General features: G+C 46.4%; 20 protein-coding genes, 1 pseudogene and 3 other annotated features (1 of these 24 cut by a window edge). Of the genes and pseudogenes, 3 read left to right on the top strand and 18 right to left on the bottom strand.

Annotated elements, in window-relative coordinates; genetic code table 11:
- Positions 1-140, bottom strand: a binding site (T-box leader); it reaches 100 nt to the left of the window's first position.
- A gap of 102 nt (positions 141-242) precedes the next feature.
- Positions 243-1,010 (bottom strand): TrmH family RNA methyltransferase, encoded by a 768-nt coding sequence (locus tag DRW41_RS14555; RefSeq protein ID WP_115452733.1) that lies wholly within the window; start codon positions 1,008-1,010, stop codon positions 243-245.
- Between the two features lie 116 nt (positions 1,011-1,126).
- Between DRW41_RS14555 and sspI the strand changes: the two genes are divergently transcribed.
- On the top strand, positions 1,127-1,339 hold the full coding sequence (sspI, locus tag DRW41_RS14550; protein ID WP_115452732.1) for a small acid-soluble spore protein SspI: 213 nt from the start codon (positions 1,127-1,129) through the stop codon (positions 1,337-1,339).
- A gap of 41 nt (positions 1,340-1,380) precedes the next feature.
- On the opposite strand, the gene DRW41_RS14545 is transcribed toward sspI, so the two are convergent.
- Entirely contained in the window at positions 1,381-2,466 is a 1,086-nt protein-coding gene (locus DRW41_RS14545; protein WP_115452731.1) for a M42 family metallopeptidase, read from the bottom strand.
- A 75-nt stretch (positions 2,467-2,541) separates the two neighbouring features.
- On the bottom strand, positions 2,542-3,027 hold the full coding sequence (locus tag DRW41_RS14540) for a dUTP diphosphatase (RefSeq protein WP_115452730.1): 486 nt from the start codon (positions 3,025-3,027) through the stop codon (positions 2,542-2,544).
- Between the two features lie 461 nt (positions 3,028-3,488).
- Here DRW41_RS14540 and DRW41_RS14535 point away from each other — a divergent pair, with 461 nt between their 5' ends.
- Positions 3,489-3,887, top strand: a complete 399-nt coding sequence (locus DRW41_RS14535) for a sigma-w pathway protein ysdB (protein WP_115452729.1) — start codon at positions 3,489-3,491, stop codon at positions 3,885-3,887.
- Here the strand turns inward: DRW41_RS14535 and DRW41_RS14530 are convergent.
- From DRW41_RS14530 to infC, 4 genes are all read right to left on the bottom strand, one after another.
- Positions 3,881-4,147: a DUF1294 domain-containing protein gene (locus DRW41_RS14530; protein WP_115452728.1), complete on the bottom strand. Its 267-nt coding sequence runs from the start codon at positions 4,145-4,147 to the stop codon at positions 3,881-3,883. The genes DRW41_RS14535 and DRW41_RS14530 overlap by 7 nt on opposite strands.
- Positions 4,148-4,247: 100 nt before the next feature.
- Positions 4,248-4,607 carry a 50S ribosomal protein L20 gene (gene rplT, locus DRW41_RS14525; protein WP_115452727.1) on the bottom strand — a complete coding sequence of 120 codons (360 nt, stop codon included), beginning with the start codon at positions 4,605-4,607 and terminating at the stop codon, positions 4,248-4,250.
- 35 nt (positions 4,608-4,642) lie between these two features.
- Positions 4,643-4,843, bottom strand: a complete 201-nt coding sequence (gene rpmI, locus DRW41_RS14520; RefSeq protein WP_115452726.1) for a 50S ribosomal protein L35 — start codon at positions 4,841-4,843, stop codon at positions 4,643-4,645.
- A 16-nt stretch (positions 4,844-4,859) separates the two neighbouring features.
- Positions 4,860-5,363 (bottom strand): translation initiation factor IF-3, encoded by a 504-nt coding sequence (infC, locus tag DRW41_RS14515; protein ID WP_115452725.1) that lies wholly within the window; start codon positions 5,361-5,363, stop codon positions 4,860-4,862.
- A gap of 95 nt (positions 5,364-5,458) precedes the next feature.
- Positions 5,459-5,591: a sequence feature (ribosomal protein L20 leader region), on the bottom strand.
- A 260-nt stretch (positions 5,592-5,851) separates the two neighbouring features.
- Between infC and DRW41_RS23045 the strand changes: the two genes are divergently transcribed.
- Positions 5,852-6,712, top strand: coding sequence for a YsnF/AvaK domain-containing protein (locus tag DRW41_RS23045; protein ID WP_181884563.1), 861 nt, complete (start codon positions 5,852-5,854; stop codon positions 6,710-6,712).
- Positions 6,713-6,758: 46 nt separating this feature from the next.
- Here DRW41_RS23045 and thrS read toward each other — a convergent pair whose 3' ends face one another.
- From thrS to mutM, 11 genes and pseudogenes are all read right to left on the bottom strand, one after another.
- Positions 6,759-8,687: a threonine--tRNA ligase gene (thrS, locus tag DRW41_RS14505; RefSeq protein ID WP_115452724.1), complete on the bottom strand. Its 1,929-nt coding sequence runs from the start codon at positions 8,685-8,687 to the stop codon at positions 6,759-6,761.
- A gap of 79 nt (positions 8,688-8,766) precedes the next feature.
- Positions 8,767-9,008 (bottom strand) — a binding site (T-box leader).
- 75 nt (positions 9,009-9,083) lie between these two features.
- A complete protein-coding gene (locus tag DRW41_RS14500) occupies positions 9,084-9,923 on the bottom strand; it encodes a putative sporulation protein YtxC (RefSeq protein ID WP_181884561.1) in 840 nt (279 codons plus the stop codon).
- A 134-nt stretch (positions 9,924-10,057) separates the two neighbouring features.
- A complete protein-coding gene (gene dnaI, locus DRW41_RS14495; RefSeq protein ID WP_115452722.1) occupies positions 10,058-10,993 on the bottom strand; it encodes a primosomal protein DnaI in 936 nt (311 codons plus the stop codon).
- Positions 10,994-11,008: 15 nt separating this feature from the next.
- Positions 11,009-12,409 carry a replication initiation and membrane attachment family protein gene (locus DRW41_RS14490; RefSeq protein WP_115452721.1) on the bottom strand — a complete coding sequence of 467 codons (1,401 nt, stop codon included), beginning with the start codon at positions 12,407-12,409 and terminating at the stop codon, positions 11,009-11,011.
- A 100-nt stretch (positions 12,410-12,509) separates the two neighbouring features.
- A complete protein-coding gene (nrdR, locus tag DRW41_RS14485) occupies positions 12,510-12,971 on the bottom strand; it encodes a transcriptional regulator NrdR (RefSeq protein WP_115452720.1) in 462 nt (153 codons plus the stop codon).
- Between the two features lie 106 nt (positions 12,972-13,077).
- Complete coding sequence (locus tag DRW41_RS14480) at positions 13,078-13,473, bottom strand: hypothetical protein (protein ID WP_115452719.1); 396 nt, start codon at positions 13,471-13,473, stop codon at positions 13,078-13,080.
- Between the two features lie 437 nt (positions 13,474-13,910).
- The gene (gene speD, locus DRW41_RS14475) at positions 13,911-14,285 is read right to left on the bottom strand and encodes an adenosylmethionine decarboxylase (protein ID WP_115452718.1); all 375 of its coding nucleotides are present in this window, start codon (positions 14,283-14,285) and stop codon (positions 13,911-13,913) included.
- A gap of 567 nt (positions 14,286-14,852) precedes the next feature.
- The gene (locus DRW41_RS14470; RefSeq protein WP_115452717.1) at positions 14,853-15,884 is read right to left on the bottom strand and encodes a glyceraldehyde-3-phosphate dehydrogenase; all 1,032 of its coding nucleotides are present in this window, start codon (positions 15,882-15,884) and stop codon (positions 14,853-14,855) included.
- 186 nt (positions 15,885-16,070) lie between these two features.
- Positions 16,071-16,679 carry a dephospho-CoA kinase gene (gene coaE, locus DRW41_RS14465; protein ID WP_181884568.1) on the bottom strand — a complete coding sequence of 203 codons (609 nt, stop codon included), beginning with the start codon at positions 16,677-16,679 and terminating at the stop codon, positions 16,071-16,073.
- Between the two features lie 39 nt (positions 16,680-16,718).
- Positions 16,719-16,925, bottom strand: a pseudogene (locus tag DRW41_RS23660) (manganese efflux pump); the annotation flags it as partial.
- Positions 16,926-16,969: 44 nt separating this feature from the next.
- Positions 16,970-17,797, bottom strand: coding sequence for a DNA-formamidopyrimidine glycosylase (mutM, locus tag DRW41_RS14460; protein WP_115452715.1), 828 nt, complete (start codon positions 17,795-17,797; stop codon positions 16,970-16,972).
- Positions 17,798-17,823 lie beyond the last annotated feature (26 nt).

Below are 17,823 nucleotides of genomic sequence, written 5' to 3'. Positions count from 1 at the left end.
CTTTATATCCATTGTGGATGGTCCCGGTGCCAACTCGGGAGGTGAACTTCGCTTGCTTTTGCCTAAAAGTGCTTTCAGTCCAGGGCACTTTTTCCCTAAAAGGCTACGGTCAAGGTACTTTTCTCCGTCATTGTTTTTCTTGTATAAATTTAGTAGCTATTATAGCGTATTTTCGCATTTGTTTCAAACTCTTTCAGCGGAATTAATTTACCGCTGCGAGGGTTTTTCTGAAAATTGTTCTTTTATTGGGCTTGATGCGTCCGCAAATAATATAACAGCACCCCTGCCGCGACGGCGACATTCAGCGATTCGCTTTTTCCGTAAATCGGGACATACAGGTTTTCAGTTGTTTTTTCCAAAAGATCTTTGGAAACACCATTCCCTTCATTCCCGACAAGAAGCGCGAACCTTTTCGCTGGCGTTGCTTCCGTATAATTGCTGGCCCCTTCAAGCGCGGTTCCGTATACGGCGATTCCTTTTTCAATAAGCTTAGGAATCCATTCTTCAAGCCTCCCGGTCACGACTGGCAGGTGAAAGTGGCTTCCCTGCGCTGAACGAAGCACCTTAGGATTATAAATATCAACACAGCCTGTTCCTGCTATGACAACATCAATTCCCGCGGCGTCAGCGGTCCTGATCATCGTCCCAAGATTGCCTGGGTCCTGTACAGCATCAAGCAATAGAAACGTCTCCGCGCTTTCTAAAGCAGCTTGGCTGGATTTCTGCCTGCATACCGCCATGATTCCCTGTGGTGTTTCTGTTTCTGACAGGCTTTTAAAAATATCCTTCGTTACGAGGGTAATGGGAATATCCTTATAATCAAACCGGGGAGTAATGTCGGTTCCTTCGGATAAAATCAGTTCAGCGATTGTACCCGGGCTTTTGATTGCTTCTTCAACAAGATGGAACCCTTCAGCCAAATACAGGCCGGATCGGTCCCTTTCTTTCTTCATGGACAGCTTCTTCCATTGCTTCACCTGAGGGTTTTGGGCGGATTGGATATGTTTCACAGCTGCCCCCCTTTCTTAATCACTCATTTTCCTATTATAGCTTAACTCCCATACATATTAAAACCTGAAATAGAAAAAGATAGGGATGAATGAAAATTGAAAAGGAGGATTGAATAATGGACCTTAATTTACGCGCTGCTGTTATCCATAACATTCACGAAAATACCCAGCAGGAACTAGAAGACACAATTGTCGACGCCATCCAGAATGGCGAGGAAAAAATGCTTCCGGGACTTGGCGTCCTATTTGAAATCATCTGGAACAATTCTTCGGAAAACGAGAAAAAAGAAATGCTTCAGGCCCTTGAAGGCGGATTGAAAAAATCATGATAAAACAAGCTCCCCATGACCTTATCAGGGGAGCTTTGTTTTTAGCCTAATTTAATTTTCTCGACGGTTTCCTTGTCAAGGCGTTTGATAACTTCGACAATCAGCTTGACTGAGTTTTCGTAGTCATCGCGGTGAAGCATCGCCGCATGCGAATGGATGTAGCGGGTTGCGATTGTAATCGCCAAAGATGGAACGCCATTATGGGACATATGGATGGCGCCTGCATCGGTTCCGCCGCCTGGGACAGTATCGAACTGATAAGGAATATTCAGTTCATCGGCTGTATCGGTTATGAAATCACGCAATCCTTTGTGGGAGACCATAGACGCATCGTAAAGGATGATTTGCGGGCCATTGCCCATTTTTCCAAGCGCTTCTTTTTCAGTAACCCCTGGAGTATCTCCGGCAATCCCGACGTCGACACCAAAGCCGATATCAGGCTGGATTTTAGCTGCCGCTGTCCTGGCTCCGCGCAGGCCGACTTCTTCCTGAATCGTCCCCACGCCGTAAACGACGTTTGGATGATCCTCACCTTTCAACTGCTTCAGGACATCGATGGCGATCGCACAGCCGATTCGGTTGTCCCACGCCTTTGCCAGAAGCATCTTTTCATTTTTCATCACTGTGAACTCAAAGTACGGAACAATCATGTCTCCAGGGCGGACTCCCCACTCGGATGCTTCATCCCTGCTCGTCGCACCGATATCGATAAACATATCCTTTATTTCAACAGGCTTCTTTCTCGCTTCCGCTGTCAAAATGTGTGGAGGCTTCGAACCGATTACGCCGGTTACATCTCCTTTGCGGGTAACGATCGTGACACGCTGGGCAAGCATTACCTGGTTCCACCAGCCGCCGACAGGCTGAAAGCGGATGAATCCTTTCTCATCGATCTGGGTTACCATGAACCCAACTTCATCAAGGTGGCCGGCGACCATGATTTTAGGGCCGCCTTCCTTGCCGGTTTTCTTGGCAATTAGGCTGCCGAGGCCATCAGTTGTGACTTCGTCTGCATAAGGAGTAATATACTCTTTCATGACTTCGCGTACTTCCCGCTCATTTCCCGGAATTCCATTTGCATCCGTGAGCGCTTTAAGCATTTGCAATGTTTCATCCAGTTGTGCCATATCTATGACTCCCTTTTTTTATGTATTTGACCAGTTCATTATACAAAACGGCTCTAGATTTGTAAAAATTTTCTGCTAATAGCCGTTTTGCTGTCTCTCATAATTTACTTCATTTTTCACGCGGTATGCCTCTTCAATATCGTTTGTTGCAAAACCTAGAAGGTTCGCAAGATTCATAAATGAACGGAACAGGTTTCGATAATCGCTTTCCGACCTGCTTTTTTGAAAAGAAGAAATCGTCCTGAAAACGTCATTGAATTGTTCAGTTATACTCCCTTTAGATTCGCCCATGAATTCAATTTCCGAAGTGAAACCGCATTCGATCCCAAGCGAAAGGATGAAATGGATGCCATCCACGAATTCCTCAAGGACGGTTTCACGCGGCGATGAAGGCTTCTTGCTCCAAAATTTGAAACAGCGGGTTTCATTGGCCAATTCGCCGACTTCGACTAAAAGGGCAAGAACCTTTTGGTCAAAAAGATCCTGATTTTCCAAACCATGCTTCATTTCGATGTGGAAATCAAGTGCTTTTTGCATTTCATATAATTTTTTAAGATTCATAACTGTCCTCCCTGTTGTTGATAAGATAGCCCCCTGGTAAACAATACCTCTTAAGACTGTTTCAATGGGCTTTTTCCAGTGAAACGGCCTTTATGCCTCCTCTTAAGACCTTTTCGATGGACTTAACCCCGCGAAACGGCCTTTACACCACACTTCCATTCAATGAAGGTCATGCTGGTTTTAAACGCGACTCTGTAATCTATGTTCGGTGTCTAATTTGTTATCGAGGCTCCAATTGGGAACCTTTTTCCTTTTGCTTCGTATGTATAGGATACAAAAAGGTTTTGAATCCAAAAATAGTGGCTCGAGTAGCTTTATCCGCTTGAATCCAGAAGATTTTCGGCAAAATCAAGAAACAGCACGCCTGGATTTCCAGTAAAAATTTCCCCGGACCAGGATAGAAGCGCTGCGCATAACTATAAATCGGAACGAAATGCATCCAATGCCAGGAGGGCGTAAATATGATCTTAGCATTGCGTCTAACAGGGCTCGTTTTAGTAGCCTCCATTATTTACTGGATTGCCGGGATTATTTTCAGTGGACCGAGGAAACTTGCGTCCGCGAAAAACCAGAAACGGTTTTTCCTCCTGGACGATATTTCAAACCCTAGAAAGAATTTTTTCCTTACTTATAAAGGGGCGGTTTTTGAAGGAGAAAAGTATCTGGGAATTACCGGTGATTCCTTTGGCGTTATCTCTATTTCCCTTTGGCCGAAAGAAGCCGTCAAGCTTAATGGCATGACACATGAAGACTTCCTGTTCATCCAAAGTGAATTGGCGAAATCCTATCCGCATTCTTCAATCGAATGGAATGGCTCGGCGAAGGAGCATTTGAGAAAGCTTATGTCGATTTATCAATAAAACAACACCAAATAAAGGATCAGGGTGGTCTCAAGGAGCGCCAAAAAAGGAAAGCCGAACCTGAAGGTGGTGTGCTTTGTTTTATGCCTAAAAAAGTTCATCCCAAATGTTGCCCCGACTGCTCCCCCGGCGAGCGCCGCCAGCCAAAGAGATCTCTCCCTGATCCTGAATTCTCCGTTCCTCGCCCTTTTTTTATCAATCCCCATCATCGCAAAAGCGACAATATTCACAACAAAAATATATCCGTATACCGCGGCCATATCCTTCCCCCAAAAAGCGAAATGTACTTTACTAAGTCCACACCTAATTAATATAGCAGAAAAGCCATTCCCTTTTTAGGAAATGGCTTTACAATTGTTCTTATTTTTCGTATTGCTGCTTTGCAACATTTGCAAGTTCTGCGAATGCCGCTGCATCACTGACAGCAAGCTCAGCAAGCATTTTGCGGTTTACTTCGATGCCCGCAAGCTTAAGGCCGTGCATTAAACGGCTGTAGGAAAGGCCGTTCATACGTGCAGCCGCGTTGATACGGGTAATCCAAAGTTTGCGGAAGTCGCGCTTCTTCTGGCGACGGTCGCGGAATGCGTACATCAGGGATTTCATAACCTGCTGGTTTGCAACTTTGTAGAGTGTATGTTTTGAACCGAAATAACCTTTTGCTAATTTAAGAACTTTTTTACGACGCTTGCGCGTAACAGTACCGCCTTTTACACGTGGCATGTAATTTCCCTCCTATATGAATCGATCGCTCGATATTACTTAAGATTATCCAACAATTGGCGAATGCGTTTGAAGTCACCTTTAGAAACCATTGCAGATTTGCGAAGCTTGCGCTTTGCTTTAGTAGACTTGTTCGCGAACAAGTGGCTTGTATAAGCGTGGTCACGCTTCAGTTTACCAGATCCGGTCTTTTTGAAACGCTTGGCAGCGCCGCGGTGAGTTTTCATTTTTGGCATTGGGATGTCCTCCTTGTTACTTGTCGTTTTTAGGTGCTAAAACCAGGAACATGCTCCGGCCATCCATCTTTGGATGGGATTCGATCGTCGCAACGTCCTTGCACGCTTCAGAAAAACGGTCCAGAACTCGCTGGCCGATTTCCTTATGGGTGATTGCACGGCCCTTGAAGCGGATTGATGCTTTTACTTTATCTCCTTTTTCAAGGAACTTGATCGCATTGCGAAGCTTCGTGTTGAAGTCGTGCTCATCAATGGTCGGGCTGAGGCGAACCTCTTTTGTTGTAATGATTTTCTGGTTCTTGCGCGCCTCTTTTTCTTTCTTTTGCTGCTCGAATTTAAACTTGCCGTAATCCATTATCCGGGCTACCGGCGGCTTTGCATTCGGTGCGACCAGCACCAAATCAAGATTTACACGGCCTGCGATTTCGAGAGCTTCAAATTTCGTTTTGATTCCAAGCTGCTCGCCGTTCTGGTCAATCAGGCGAACCTCCCGGGCGCGAATGCCTTCGTTCAACAACATTTGGTCTTTGCTAATAGTTAGCCACCTCCAAGGTTTAATAACGAATACGTTGTCCGGGGCAAAGGGCTTCCAGCTCCAGGCCGGACAGGTTTTTTGCAATAAAAAAAGCGCGGATGCACACACCCACACTTTTACGAACAGAAAAAGGTTTAAAAAAACCAGTTACGTAAAACCTGCCAACTGCCTAGGCGTCAGCCAGGTGAGAAGCGGGTGCTTCTTCTTTCCCAAATTTTCGTATTCAATTTCACCTTTGTAACTATATCACACACCAGCAAGGGTGTCAATCATGTTGTTTTTGATGGCAACGTTAGTTATTCTACCAGACCATCCAACAAAATTCAACACTGTTTTTTGGAAACCACGAAAACTATTTCCAAAATAACCCGGAATTGCCACCGTTTATTTGTTTTCACTCCCGGCATAGCGGGAAAACGGCACATACGCCCTGCTTTAAGGGACGTCCAAAAAAATATGGAGGGTGATTAAAAATGGCTAAACGAGTAGTTGGAGTTTATAACAATGAAGAAGAATTGATTGAAGCTATTGACCGTTACCAGACAGAAGGCAATACGCTGAACAACCTGTCCGTATTCGGAAATACAGACGGGACCATGTCACACCTCGGAAATTTGACGGGCTTGCGGGAGGAAACATTGAACGAGGATGCCGGAACGGACAACCGGGGATTTTTCAAAAGTCTTGCTTCCGCCTTTGATGATCCCGACGACACAGGCGAAGTTACCTATTACGACCGCCTCGTAGGATTGGGACTAGGTGAAAGCGAAGCCCGTGAGTACGTCGGCGATTTAGAAGCGGGACGGATTATCCTTTTCGAGGATACCGATGTTACCGGACAGGCCACAAATACTCAAACACGCTTCACAGATACAGGCCAAAATCTAACCGGGTTCGACCGGGACAGGCTCGATTCCGATGATGAACGTACGCTTAAGCTTCGTGAAGAACAGCTCGACGTCCAAAAGGACCGCGTCCAAACAGGCGAAGTGAAGGTTCACAAGGACGTAGTCGAAGAACAGGAGTCTATATATGTCCCTGTATCCCGCGAAGAGGTCTACGTGGAACGCCGCGAGGTTGACAATTTTGATGCCGACGCCGGGGAAATCGGGGGCGATGAAACGATTCGCGTGCCAATTGTGGAAGAAAAAGTAGAAGTCACGAAAAGGCCGGTCGTAACGGAAGAACTCGTAATCGGCAAAAAGGAAGTGCAGTCGACCGAAAGGGTTGTTGAAAACGTCAAGCGTGAAGAGGCGCATATCGAAACGGATGATGAGAGAGATTTCGATGGAAAACGAGACGTGTTGGACAACGGCCGCAACGATCGTTTCTAAAAACAAAAAACAGCTGCCGGGCATGAACTCCGGCAGCTGTTTTTCATTATCGTGTTACATCCGCTTTCAAGAGTGCATCAAACTGATCAAATGGCATTGTCTCCGACTTTTGTTCGCCGTATTTGCGGACGTTGACGGCGCCTTCCTCCACTTCTTTGTCACCAACGACAAGCATGTAAGGAATCTTTTGCATTTGCGCCTCACGGATTTTATAGCCGATTTTTTCATCGCGATTATCCATCTCAACCCGGAACCCTTCCATCTGAAGCTGCTCCTGGACTTTACGGGCATACTCGTAATGGGCGGACGGTGATACAGGAATAACCTGAACCTGGACTGGCGCTAGCCAAGCTGGGAATGCTCCCTTGTATTCCTCAATCAGGAACGCGACGAAACGTTCCATTGTGGATACAACTCCGCGGTGGATAACAACCGGGCGGTGCTGCTTGCCATCTTCGCCGACATAAGTAAGGTCGAATCGCTCCGGAAGAAGGAAGTCTAGCTGGACAGTCGACAATGTTTCATCCTTGCCGAGCGCCGTCTTAACCTGGACGTCAAGCTTAGGTCCGTAGAAAGCGGCTTCGCCTTCCGCCTCGAAATACTCAAGGCCAAGCTCATCCATCGTTTCCTTCAGCATAGCCTGCGCTTTTTCCCACATTTCATCATCATCGAAATACTTTTCAGTGTTTTCTGGGTCACGATAGGAAAGCCTGAATGAATAGTCGTTGATATCAAAGTCCTTATAAACTTCAAGGACCAGGTTGACGACACGCTTGAATTCTTCCTTGATCTGGTCCGGGCGTACGAAGATATGGGCGTCATTCAACGTCATGCCGCGCACCCTTTGCAAACCGGATAAGGCTCCGGACATTTCATAGCGATGCATCAGACCGAGCTCCGCAATACGGATTGGCAGCTCGCGGTAGCTATGCATGGAATTCTTGTATACCATCATATGATGCGGGCAATTCATCGGGCGGAGGACAAGCTGTTCATTGTCCATTTCCATAACCGGGAACATATCTTCCTGGTAGTGGTCCCAGTGGCCGGAAGTCTTGTACAAGTCAACGCTTCCCATGACAGGTGTGTAGACGTGATCATAACCAAGCCTTGTTTCCTTATCAACGATATAGCGCTCGATAATCCGGCGGATTGTCGCGCCTTTTGGAAGCCAGATTGGTAGCCCCTGTCCGACTTTTTGCGAGTTTGTAAACAGGTTTAGCTCTTTGCCGATTTTCCTGTGGTCGCGCTCCTTCGCTTCTTCAAGCAGGCGGAGGTGTTCCGCAAGATCCTCTTTTTTGAAAAATGCGGTGCCGTAAATGCGCTGCAGCATTTTATTATCGCTGTCACCGCGCCAGTAAGCGCCGGCAATGCTCAAAAGCTTGAATTCCTTGATTTTCCCTGTTGATGGGACGTGAACGCCACGGCAAAGATCGGAAAATTCGCCCTGGTCATAAATTGTGACTGTCTCCTCTGCAGGAATCGCTTCGATGAGCTCAAGCTTGTATTCATCACCGATTTTCTTGAAGAAAGCAACCGCTTCATCACGGCTGACTTCCCTGCGGTTCACTTCAACGTTTTCATTCACGATTTTAGCCATTTCTTTTTCAATGGCCGGCAGGTCTTCCGGAGTCAACGATTCAGGAAGGTCTACGTCGTAATAAAACCCGCCTTCAATTACAGGGCCAACCCCAAATTTGGCTTCAGGATACAGGCGCTTGATTGCCTGTGCCATCAGGTGGGCCGTGCTGTGGCGAAGCACCTCGAGCGCTTCAGGGGAATCCTGGGTGATGATTTCCACCGATGCGTCTTCTTCAATCGGTCTCCTCAGGTCGTACATTTTCCCGTTCACCTTGCCCGCGATTGCCTTTTTCTTTAATCCCGGGCTAATGGATGCGGCGATATCTTCTGTTGAAGTACCTTTCGCGAATTCTTTCACATTTCCATCAGGGAACGTAATTTTTAATTCTGCCATGTTATTTTCCTCCTTCTATTCATAAACCTGGCGAAATTCCGCCAAGCTGGTTTGAAAAAACAAAAAAGCCCGCCCCTGGAAAAGGGACGAGCTATTACGCACGTGGTTCCACCCAATTTTTCATTTAAACAGGCACACCGGCCCGTTTGAAAAAATGACTTTATACAGATAACGGCTGCGGCCGCCAGCAATTACTCATGTCCACTTTCACGGCTGGAGTTTAAAGGGGGTAAGCATTCCATTCGTGCTGGGAAGATTCCACCAATCCTTCCCTCTCTGCAAGCCGTAAAGAAACACCCATGTCCTTATCATCACTTTTGCTTCGATAGTTGCTATGTACGTTATTATAAGGATTTGCCATAAAAAAATCAAGCGGCCAGATCATTTTCCCTGCCCCTAAGCCCTGGCCGGAAACTCATCCGTTTTATGGAGCTCGACCCTTTCCTCGAAAATGTTCAAAATCGTCCTGATAAGTGGTATTTCCGGTTCCTCCGCGTATAGGTGGATTGCAGCCGGGGCAATCGAGAGAAGCGGCGCGATTGAATACGAATCCACATATACCGGGTGGTTGTTCAGTAGCTTCCTGTCAATCATTTTTACAAGTTCAGCCCTTTTTACTTCGGCCAATTGTTCATCGTAAAATGTGATTTCTTCACCCGCCAGAACGTGAAGCAGGTTCATGCGCGCGGGGCGGCCCTGGACAAACTCCCTTAACGACTCAATAAAAATAAGGTATTCCTGCTCCATTTTATATTCATCGATAGATAGGGCAGCCACTTCCTCCATATAGTCAAAAAAAGGGCGGAGCCTGAATTTTACAAATGAATCAAACGAAAAACTCGTGCCTTCCCGTAACATCTGCCCGATTGATTCTTTTACATAGCTTTCCGGACCATTTTTCCCGAGGAAAACAAACAGTTCCCTCCTGTCACCTTCAAGGATGGAGTGCATTATGTCAATAATGTGCTGCTGCTCTGAGGGGTCGCTGAAATAATATGTGTCCCGCAAAATCCCCCTGAACCACTCGTCCCATTTGGCCTCGGCAAGGTACAACCAGAAAGCCTGCGCTAATTTATCAATTGAATTCCCATCAAGGGACCCAAATAGTATTTTATTGCAATGGCGGTCTTCTATAATCTGAAGTTCGATACCGTGCCCGGCATTCTGAAACTGCTTTTGTACCCGCGTAAAGAAGCCCCTGGCATCAGGCCCGTTCTCGAAGATGATTTCTCCCAACCATATCCCTCCCTGTCCCGCTGGTTCCTATAATCATGTATATGGGGGACATAGTGGGATTAGAAGTACCACGGCCTTTTTGAAAAAGCAAAAGAAGCCGCTTTAGAAGCGGCTTCCTGAAAGGTATTACCTTATTATTGGCGGCGGTTCGGACCATCAAGCATCACAGGCTCACTCAAATACTTTATGCGTTCCATAATCCTGCGGGCTTTCATTTTTTCTTCTTCCCCTCGCTGGCTGTAAGTTAAATGGTGTTCCAGCTGCTTGTGGTTGAAATTGGAGGAAAAGAAGGTTGGCAGATTTTCCAGCATCCTGAATTGGAGAATTGGGCCAAGCACTTCATCCCTTGTCCAGCTCGACACAGCTTCAGCGCCAATATCGTCCAGCATCAGGACTGGTTCCTTTTTCAATGCATCTATTTTTTCATTGAGGGTGTGGTCCCCTATCGCACTTTTCATTTCCCTCAGAAGCTCGGGTACGTAAACAATCATCGAAGAGATTTGTTTCTTTGCAAGCTCATTGGCCAGCGCGCCGAGCAAAAATGATTTTCCGACCCCAAATTCCCCATATAAATAGAGCCCTTTTGGCCTCTCCCCGTTCTGGTACTCCATGACGAATGAGGCGGCTTTCTTCATTGCCTCCAATCTTCCCGGTAGGCCTTCAACATCAAGGGATGAAAATGAAGCATTGAGGATTTCCCTGGGCACATGCAGGCTCTTGATCAGCCGTTCATTTTTCCTCTTTTCATCCGCCATTATTTTACGAGGGCACCGTTCATATTGAATATCAATGGAATCCCGCTGCAAAACAAGCCCTGGGTGGTAGCCCTGCATAATGTTCCGGCACTTATCAAGGCTTTCACAAAACTGGCAATGCTTGCTTTGATTCGTATATTCGTAAAGCTTAACCATGCTTTTTTCAATAATGTTTTCGGTAATGCTGTCTTTGTTCTTTTGGATAAATTCCCTGACATCCCTGTCGTTCATGATTTGGCTTTTCATTTGCTCATACCGTTTCATGAAATCTTCATTTGACGCAAGCCGTTTCAGTGTTTGGTTAATCCGCTCCATTCAGTTCCCTCCTTTCTAATCCCTGAACGCTTTCAGCATTTCTTCGACTTCTTTCTTCCTTGCTTCAAGTTCCTCGGTACCGCCTGTATCCCCATTTGAAGGATTTCCTTCTTTATCGAACCATTCCGGAAGCATTTCCGTACGGATCGGTTTCTGCTTCGACTGCTTTTTTGTGGATGGTTTCCCGTTGCCAGAACTCCATTCAATGTATTTGGCATGTTCCTGCCTTGACAGTTCCATCGCCTCTTTAACCGTCCTGACTTGTTTTCTCGCCCAGTGGCCCGCCAGCCTTTCAACATATCCCTTCGTCAGCTTCATGTCGGTTTTCAGCATAGCGAACTGGATGAGCACATTGACTACCCCTGGAAGCAGCTGCTGGTTCAGCATGACGCCCTCGATAACCTGTAAATCTGCGGTTGAAGGCTCCGCCCCGCCGGATAGGTCTTTCAGAACTTGAAGTGGCGAAGCTGTCTCCAAATACTTGATGAGCTTTTCTTCCTGGGTTTTTGGCTCCTCGTGCTGGACCCTGTCGGCCATAGGATGGACGCGTTGAACCAATGCGGGCAGTTTGTCGTAATTCTCGAACTGGTACCAATCCCTGGCCGCCTTCCTCAGCTCTTCTATCTCTATTTCATCCTTCTCGTTCACAGCGCTAAGGACGATGTTTTTCATTTGAAGCGCATCAATATTATACAGGAAGGCGAGGTTGCAAATGGCATCCTTCACCTTCGGGGTTAGGGACCTTTTTGGAACGAGGGAATCCCCCAATCCCGAGACAAGGAGATCAAAATTGAACGTATGGTGGGGAAGCTGAATGGGAGCGGCAGCTTGCCGGCCAATAAACTGTTTCCCGTCCTCCGCGTCAAGTTCTTCAGAATGGTCCTGCAAATATTGAAGGGAGTTCGATGGAGCTGAAACAAACACATCCTGGAATGGCTTTGTAATCTCCTCATACCCCTCATGCTCCGGCATTGTGCCGTCACAAAAGAAATGTTTCAGCCTAAGATAATGGTTTTTGCCGATTTTCCTGTACAGGTAAACGTTCAGCATCCCATCCATGAAAAATTGTTGCGGGCTTAGCGGGGGCTGCAGTTCATAGATGAACGACCGGATGTCATCCTCGTTTTTTACACGGGTCTTTAACAAGCCGATTCCTTCAAGTTTTAGCCTAGCCTCATAAATCCTTTTCAGGTTCAAGCCGCACAGGTTCATTAAAAAGTGGTGGGAAGATGCTTCGGACCATAAACGGTTTTCCTCAAGTTCGCTCCAGAGAGTCATATACACACTGAAACATTCAGACCCAATCAGGGGCTGATAGAGAAAAGAAAGTATTTTTCTATCATACTCATGAAGGAGGCCGTTTGAGGCGACTATATATCTGTCAACCGGTACAAGTTCCTGCCAGTGCTGGGCCATAACCTTAACCTCTTTTCCATTTTAGAAAAATGAGGCATCCGCTCCTTTTTAGCGAATGCCTAAGTCCTGGCATATGTAATGGAGTTCCATCCACTTGCCTTTAACCCTTTTCTTTTTTTAGTAATTCCTTCAGTTCTTCTATAAATACATTAATATCCTTAAATTGTCGGTAAACGGAGGCAAAACGGACATAGGCGACCTCGTCGACCAATGCAAGCCTGTCCATCACCATTTCACCAATCACTTCACTGTTTATTTCGGAAGTTCCCTGGCTGCGCAGCTCTTTTTCCACATCACTTGTAATCTCCTCAAGTTGATGGAGTGCGACCGGGCGCTTTTCGCATGCCTTGATCAAACCGCGTAATATCTTATCGCGGCTGAATTCTTCACGTGTGCCTTCTTTTTTAACAACAATCAGGGGGATTTCTTCCACCTTTTCGAATGTCGTGAAACGGTAGCTGCACTCCTCGCATTCACGTCTTCTCCTAGTGGAACGCCCTTCATCGACAGGCCTTGAATCAAGCACGCGTGTACCGCTATTTTGGCAAGCCGGGCATTTCATTCAATCAACTCCAAATTGTTTCCGGCATCACTCACAATCGTTGCCGGGTTGAAATTGTATTCCCATCATCTTTAATCTTATATAAAAGAGGCTTTTTGTACAAGGATTATTCATTGTTTTTCCCGGAGCCAATATATGCATGCGTCTTGTCCAGAACCTTGTATAAATCAAGCGCGATTCCCCTCAGTTTCTTATAGTTCCCCAATATAGCGGGGCGTTCGGTTGAAAGATGGAAATCCACGGCTGTTTCAAATGGCCTGACATTCACAATTGTGATGATCAGGAAGGAGGGAATAGGTTCGGAAAGCTCGCAGGCGATTTCCCCCCGTTCTTTCGATGAATCCACAATCCTGAATCCCGGCCGTTTGCTGAGGACCCCTTCCAGGCTTGTGAACAACGGGTCTTTGCCTGTACGGTAATAACGCGTCCGAAGCCCGCCATCGGAATTACCTTCGCTCGTTTCACATACATTTGAAAAACGCTGCACCAAGTTCTTAAACACAATTCCTTCCCCCACCGCTTTTTTTCTTGCCTTCGGGTTGTTGAAGGCAGGTTGAACATTAACTATATCCAGTGTACAACATTTAGGAAAAGAACAAAATGCGCAAGAGCCTTCGTGACAGGCAAAGACCGCCTGTCCCTGCGATGATTATTCTCAGGAGCTTTCCTTAGTGGTCAGCCCCGACAAGCGCTGGAGGGCCTGAAGGAGAAGTCGCTCTTTGACTTCACCTGAAGGACCGAAGCGACCTCGAGGTGCTAGGCGCTCCTCGGAAAAGAAAAACACTTTTCTTTCGTGCGATGCTATGCTGCCGCAGCTTTCCTTGTGGAGCTGGATTACAACAACTTGTTTCGAGTTATCTAAAAGGTTTAATTTGATTTATTCGTGGACAAATATAAAAAGAGGCGCATTCACGCCTCTTTGGTTTCGTCAGTATGAAATTAAAGGGCTTTCGCCTGGTTAACCTGCACAGGGCCCATGCCGCGAGGAAGTTCGATATTCTCGCGTGTTTGTGCATTCAACGCTTCAGCGATGTAATCCGCGGCAACATTTGGATTCAAATCGCCGCACGTATAAACGTCGATGCTAGCATACCCATGTTCAGGGAAGCTGTGGATTGTCAGGTGGGATTCGGAAATAATGACTACCCCGCTCACTCCCTGTGGCGCAAATTTGTGAAATGCCACTTCCCGGATTTCGGCTCCTGATTTTAAAGCAGCTTCAACAAAAGTTCTTTCAATAAAATCCATGTTATTCAGCTTTTCAAAGTCGCATCCCCACAGTTCGGAGATCACGTGTCGTCCCATAGTTTCCATATTAAATTATCCCCCTCAAACATTTTCGCTTCATTCTTGAAACCATACAATTGACGGTAACCGGTAATTACCACGGGGGAAAGTTAGTCCAGAGAGGTCCTAACCCTTTAAGTAATTAATCGCTACCTAATTTCAAGAAGTTCACGATGACTAGTATACTTTGTTTATATTCTTTTTGCAACCTATTAAAATGATTTTTAATTCAAAGAAAGCGACCGTCAACGGGAGCGGATTTTGGCTGATTTTTGGTAGCTATCCTTGGTATATAGGGAGTATCTGGAAGCGAAATGCTTTTACAGGGTTACAAACGCCTGTCTGTTAACGGATTTGCGTGACTTCCTTTTCAAATTGTGCCCAATCAATGTCACTCAACGGGATTTGAGTGATTTCCTTTGACGAATATGAAAACATTGTCATTGATTCCGAATATCTTTTTTCAATAGCTTAATCTTTCTCACTCAGCGACCTAGTTTTGAATAAAAAACAGCTCCCAGAAAGCTGAAAGACTCGCGAACTTCAATGTACCCCAAACAAGCAGAAAAGCCGCCAACACGGCGGCTTTTCACGTTATCCTATTTTGATTTCCGATTTGGAAGCTATTTGCTTGGCGACATAAAGCGCCAGGTCGACTACGCGGGACGAATAGCCCCATTCATTGTCATACCATGCCAATACTTTTACTTTCCTGCCGCCCATGACCATTGTCGACAGGCCATCGATGATAGCAGAATGCGAATTGGTATTGAAGTCGACCGAAACGAGTGGCTCATCTGTAAAATCGAGTATGCCTTTCATTTCCCCCCTGGACGCTTCAATGAATGCCGCATTGACTTCTTCAACAGTAACATCCTTTTTCAAGTCAACAACAAGGTCGACAAGGGATACATTTGGGGTCGGAACCCTGAGTGACATCCCATGCAGCTTCCCCTTAAGCTGCGGAAGCACCAGGGCTAGCGCTTTGGCGGCACCAGTAGTGGTCGGGATGATGGATTGGCCGCAAGCCCTCGCACGCCTTAAATCCTTGTGGGGATTGTCAATGTTCTTTTGATCATTTGTATATGAATGCACGGTCGTCATCAGGCCGTTTTCAATTCCAAATTTCGCATCAAGCAATTTCGCGACCGGCGCAAGGCAATTTGTCGTGCAGGAGGCATTTGAAATGATGCTGTGCTCTTCAATATTTAATGCGCTTTCATTTACGCCCATTACAATTGTAATATCCTCATCTGTTCCCGGAGCTGTGATAATGACTTTCTTCGCTCCCGCTTCAAGATGGAGGGCCGCCTTATCACGTGAATTGAATTTCCCTGTAGCTTCTATTGCAATATCTATGTTCAATTCCTTCCATGGCAGCTGTTCTGGGTTCCTGTTGCTAAGCAGACTAACACGCTTTCCATTTACAATCAGTTCGTTCTCGAGAGCCACCACATCCCCATTGAAAGGGCCATGTGTTGTATCGTATTTAATTAAATGTGCCAGTGTTTCAGCTGGATAGCTGGCATTGACAGCAACCACATCAATATTTTCTTCCAGAATGGCTTTCCGGAAAACCATCCTTCCAATTCTCCCAAACCCATTGATCGCAATTCTCGCCTTCATTATTTGGCTCCTTCCACACTATGTTATACTTATATCCGCATTTTTACACAATTAGTATAACATATTTAAAACAAATTGTGATGATTAATGCGTTGATTTTTTACCTTTTTCAATGTGTTTTTTTAAAAATAATAGACAAAAAAATACAGGCACCCATACCTGTGGGTCCCTGTATCCTAAAACCAGCTATATGACGTGTTCCGCCCGCCAGCGCGCAAGTATTTCAAGCAGCTGGCGTTTTGTTTCTTCAATTCCCTTGTTATTGTCAATGACAGCATCTGCCAAGGCCGCTTTTTCAGATAAGGGCATTTGGGAACGGATTCTTGCTTCCGCCTCTTCCTTTGAAAAAGAATTCCTTGCCATTAGCCGGGAAAGCTGGGTTTCCCAGTCGACTTGGACGACGAGTGTCCTATCCGCCAAATGTGTCAATTTGCTTTCAAAAAGGAGAGGGATGTCGAGGATAATGACTTCCGCTCCGGACTTTTCCGCAGCCTCCCTTTTTTCAGCCATCCTTTTTCTTACTTCCGGGTGGACAATCCCGTTCAGCAGATTTCTTTTTGCTACGTCATGGAAGATGAGAGCGCCAAGCGCCTGCCTGTCTAATTCCCCGTTGGGCAGCAAGATTCCAGGGCCGAAAGCTTCTACAATTTTCCTGTATGCGGGCTCACTTGGTTCGACAGCAAGGCGTGCCTCTATATCCGCGTCAATGACCGGTATGCCCATTTCCTTGCACATATTTGCTACTGTACTTTTTCCGCTGGCGATTCCGCCGGTTAACCCGATAGTCAATACCATAATGATTACCCCGATACTATATAATTTCCAAATCCCCAAAATAATGAGCAGCACGCCAGGGAAAAACGAGATCTTCTCAAACCAGCGCCAATGCGAAAAATAGGAACTGCATTTAATTCCGGCATAGACGAATCCGGAACTCATGGCTGCTGCTGCCAATGAAAGATAAATCGGGGACAGGCCAAGCATAGCCGCCCCAATCCCTGCCCCAAACGAATCAAGGGACAGGGCAAGTCCGAGAAGGATTGCTTCGCTCCAAAGGCAACCGCCTTAAAACTTACAAATCGCGGCTATAACTTTTGGCAATTCGGGCAGTAATGGGTTCCCCTGCCGCCGACAACTCCTTTGGATAGAGGCGTCCCGCAGTTTTTGCATTCTTCGCCTTTTCGGCCGTAAACAAACAATTCAAGCTGGAACATTCCCATTTGTCCCTGTGAATTCACATAGGAACGGATTGTGCTGCCGCCTTTTTCAACGGCCTCGCCAAGTGTGGCCACAATCTCTTCATATAATCTTTCTATTTCTTCCCCGACAAGCGTGTTCGCGGGCCGCTCCGGATGGATGCCAGATCTGAACAGCGCCTCATCCACATAAATATTTCCAAGCCCGACAAGGACCCGCTGGTCAAGCAGCGCGGTTTTTACCTTCCGGTTCGTCTTCCCGAGCTTTTCGGCCAAATGCCCCGCGGTAAACTGTTCCGAAAAAGGCTCCGGTCCAAGGCCGAAAAGTGGAGGCTGGCTGAATTCCGTCCCCTTCAGGAACAAATGAAGCGTCCCGAATTTCCTGACGTCCCGGTATCTAAGCTCGGTTCCATCCTCAAAAAAGAAAATCGCATGGGTATGCTTATCCGTCGGGTCGCCGGATTTGTTCAAAGAATATTTTCCCTCCATCCTCAAGTGGGAAATAAGGGCAAACTCTTCCGTATAAAAAATCAGGAATTTTCCCCGCCTGCCGATTTCAAGGAAACTTTGACCCCTTAATGCATCGGTGAATTGAGCTGTGTCCTCTGGATTTTTCACCATTTTTGGCCAAAAGATGGATACATTGCTGATCCTTTTTCCAATTACCAGCTGTTCAAGCGTCCTCCTGACGGTTTCTACTTCCGGCAGTTCCGGCATTCCAAGCCCACCTTTCCATTTTGCCG

Origin of the sequence: Neobacillus piezotolerans, assembly GCF_003362805.1 — a bacterium.
GTDB classification, from domain to species: domain Bacteria; phylum Bacillota; class Bacilli; order Bacillales; family Cytobacillaceae; genus Bacillus_D; species Bacillus_D piezotolerans.
The sequence above is the reverse complement of the archived record's forward strand: the minus strand, read 5'-3'. Positions and strand labels throughout refer to the sequence as shown.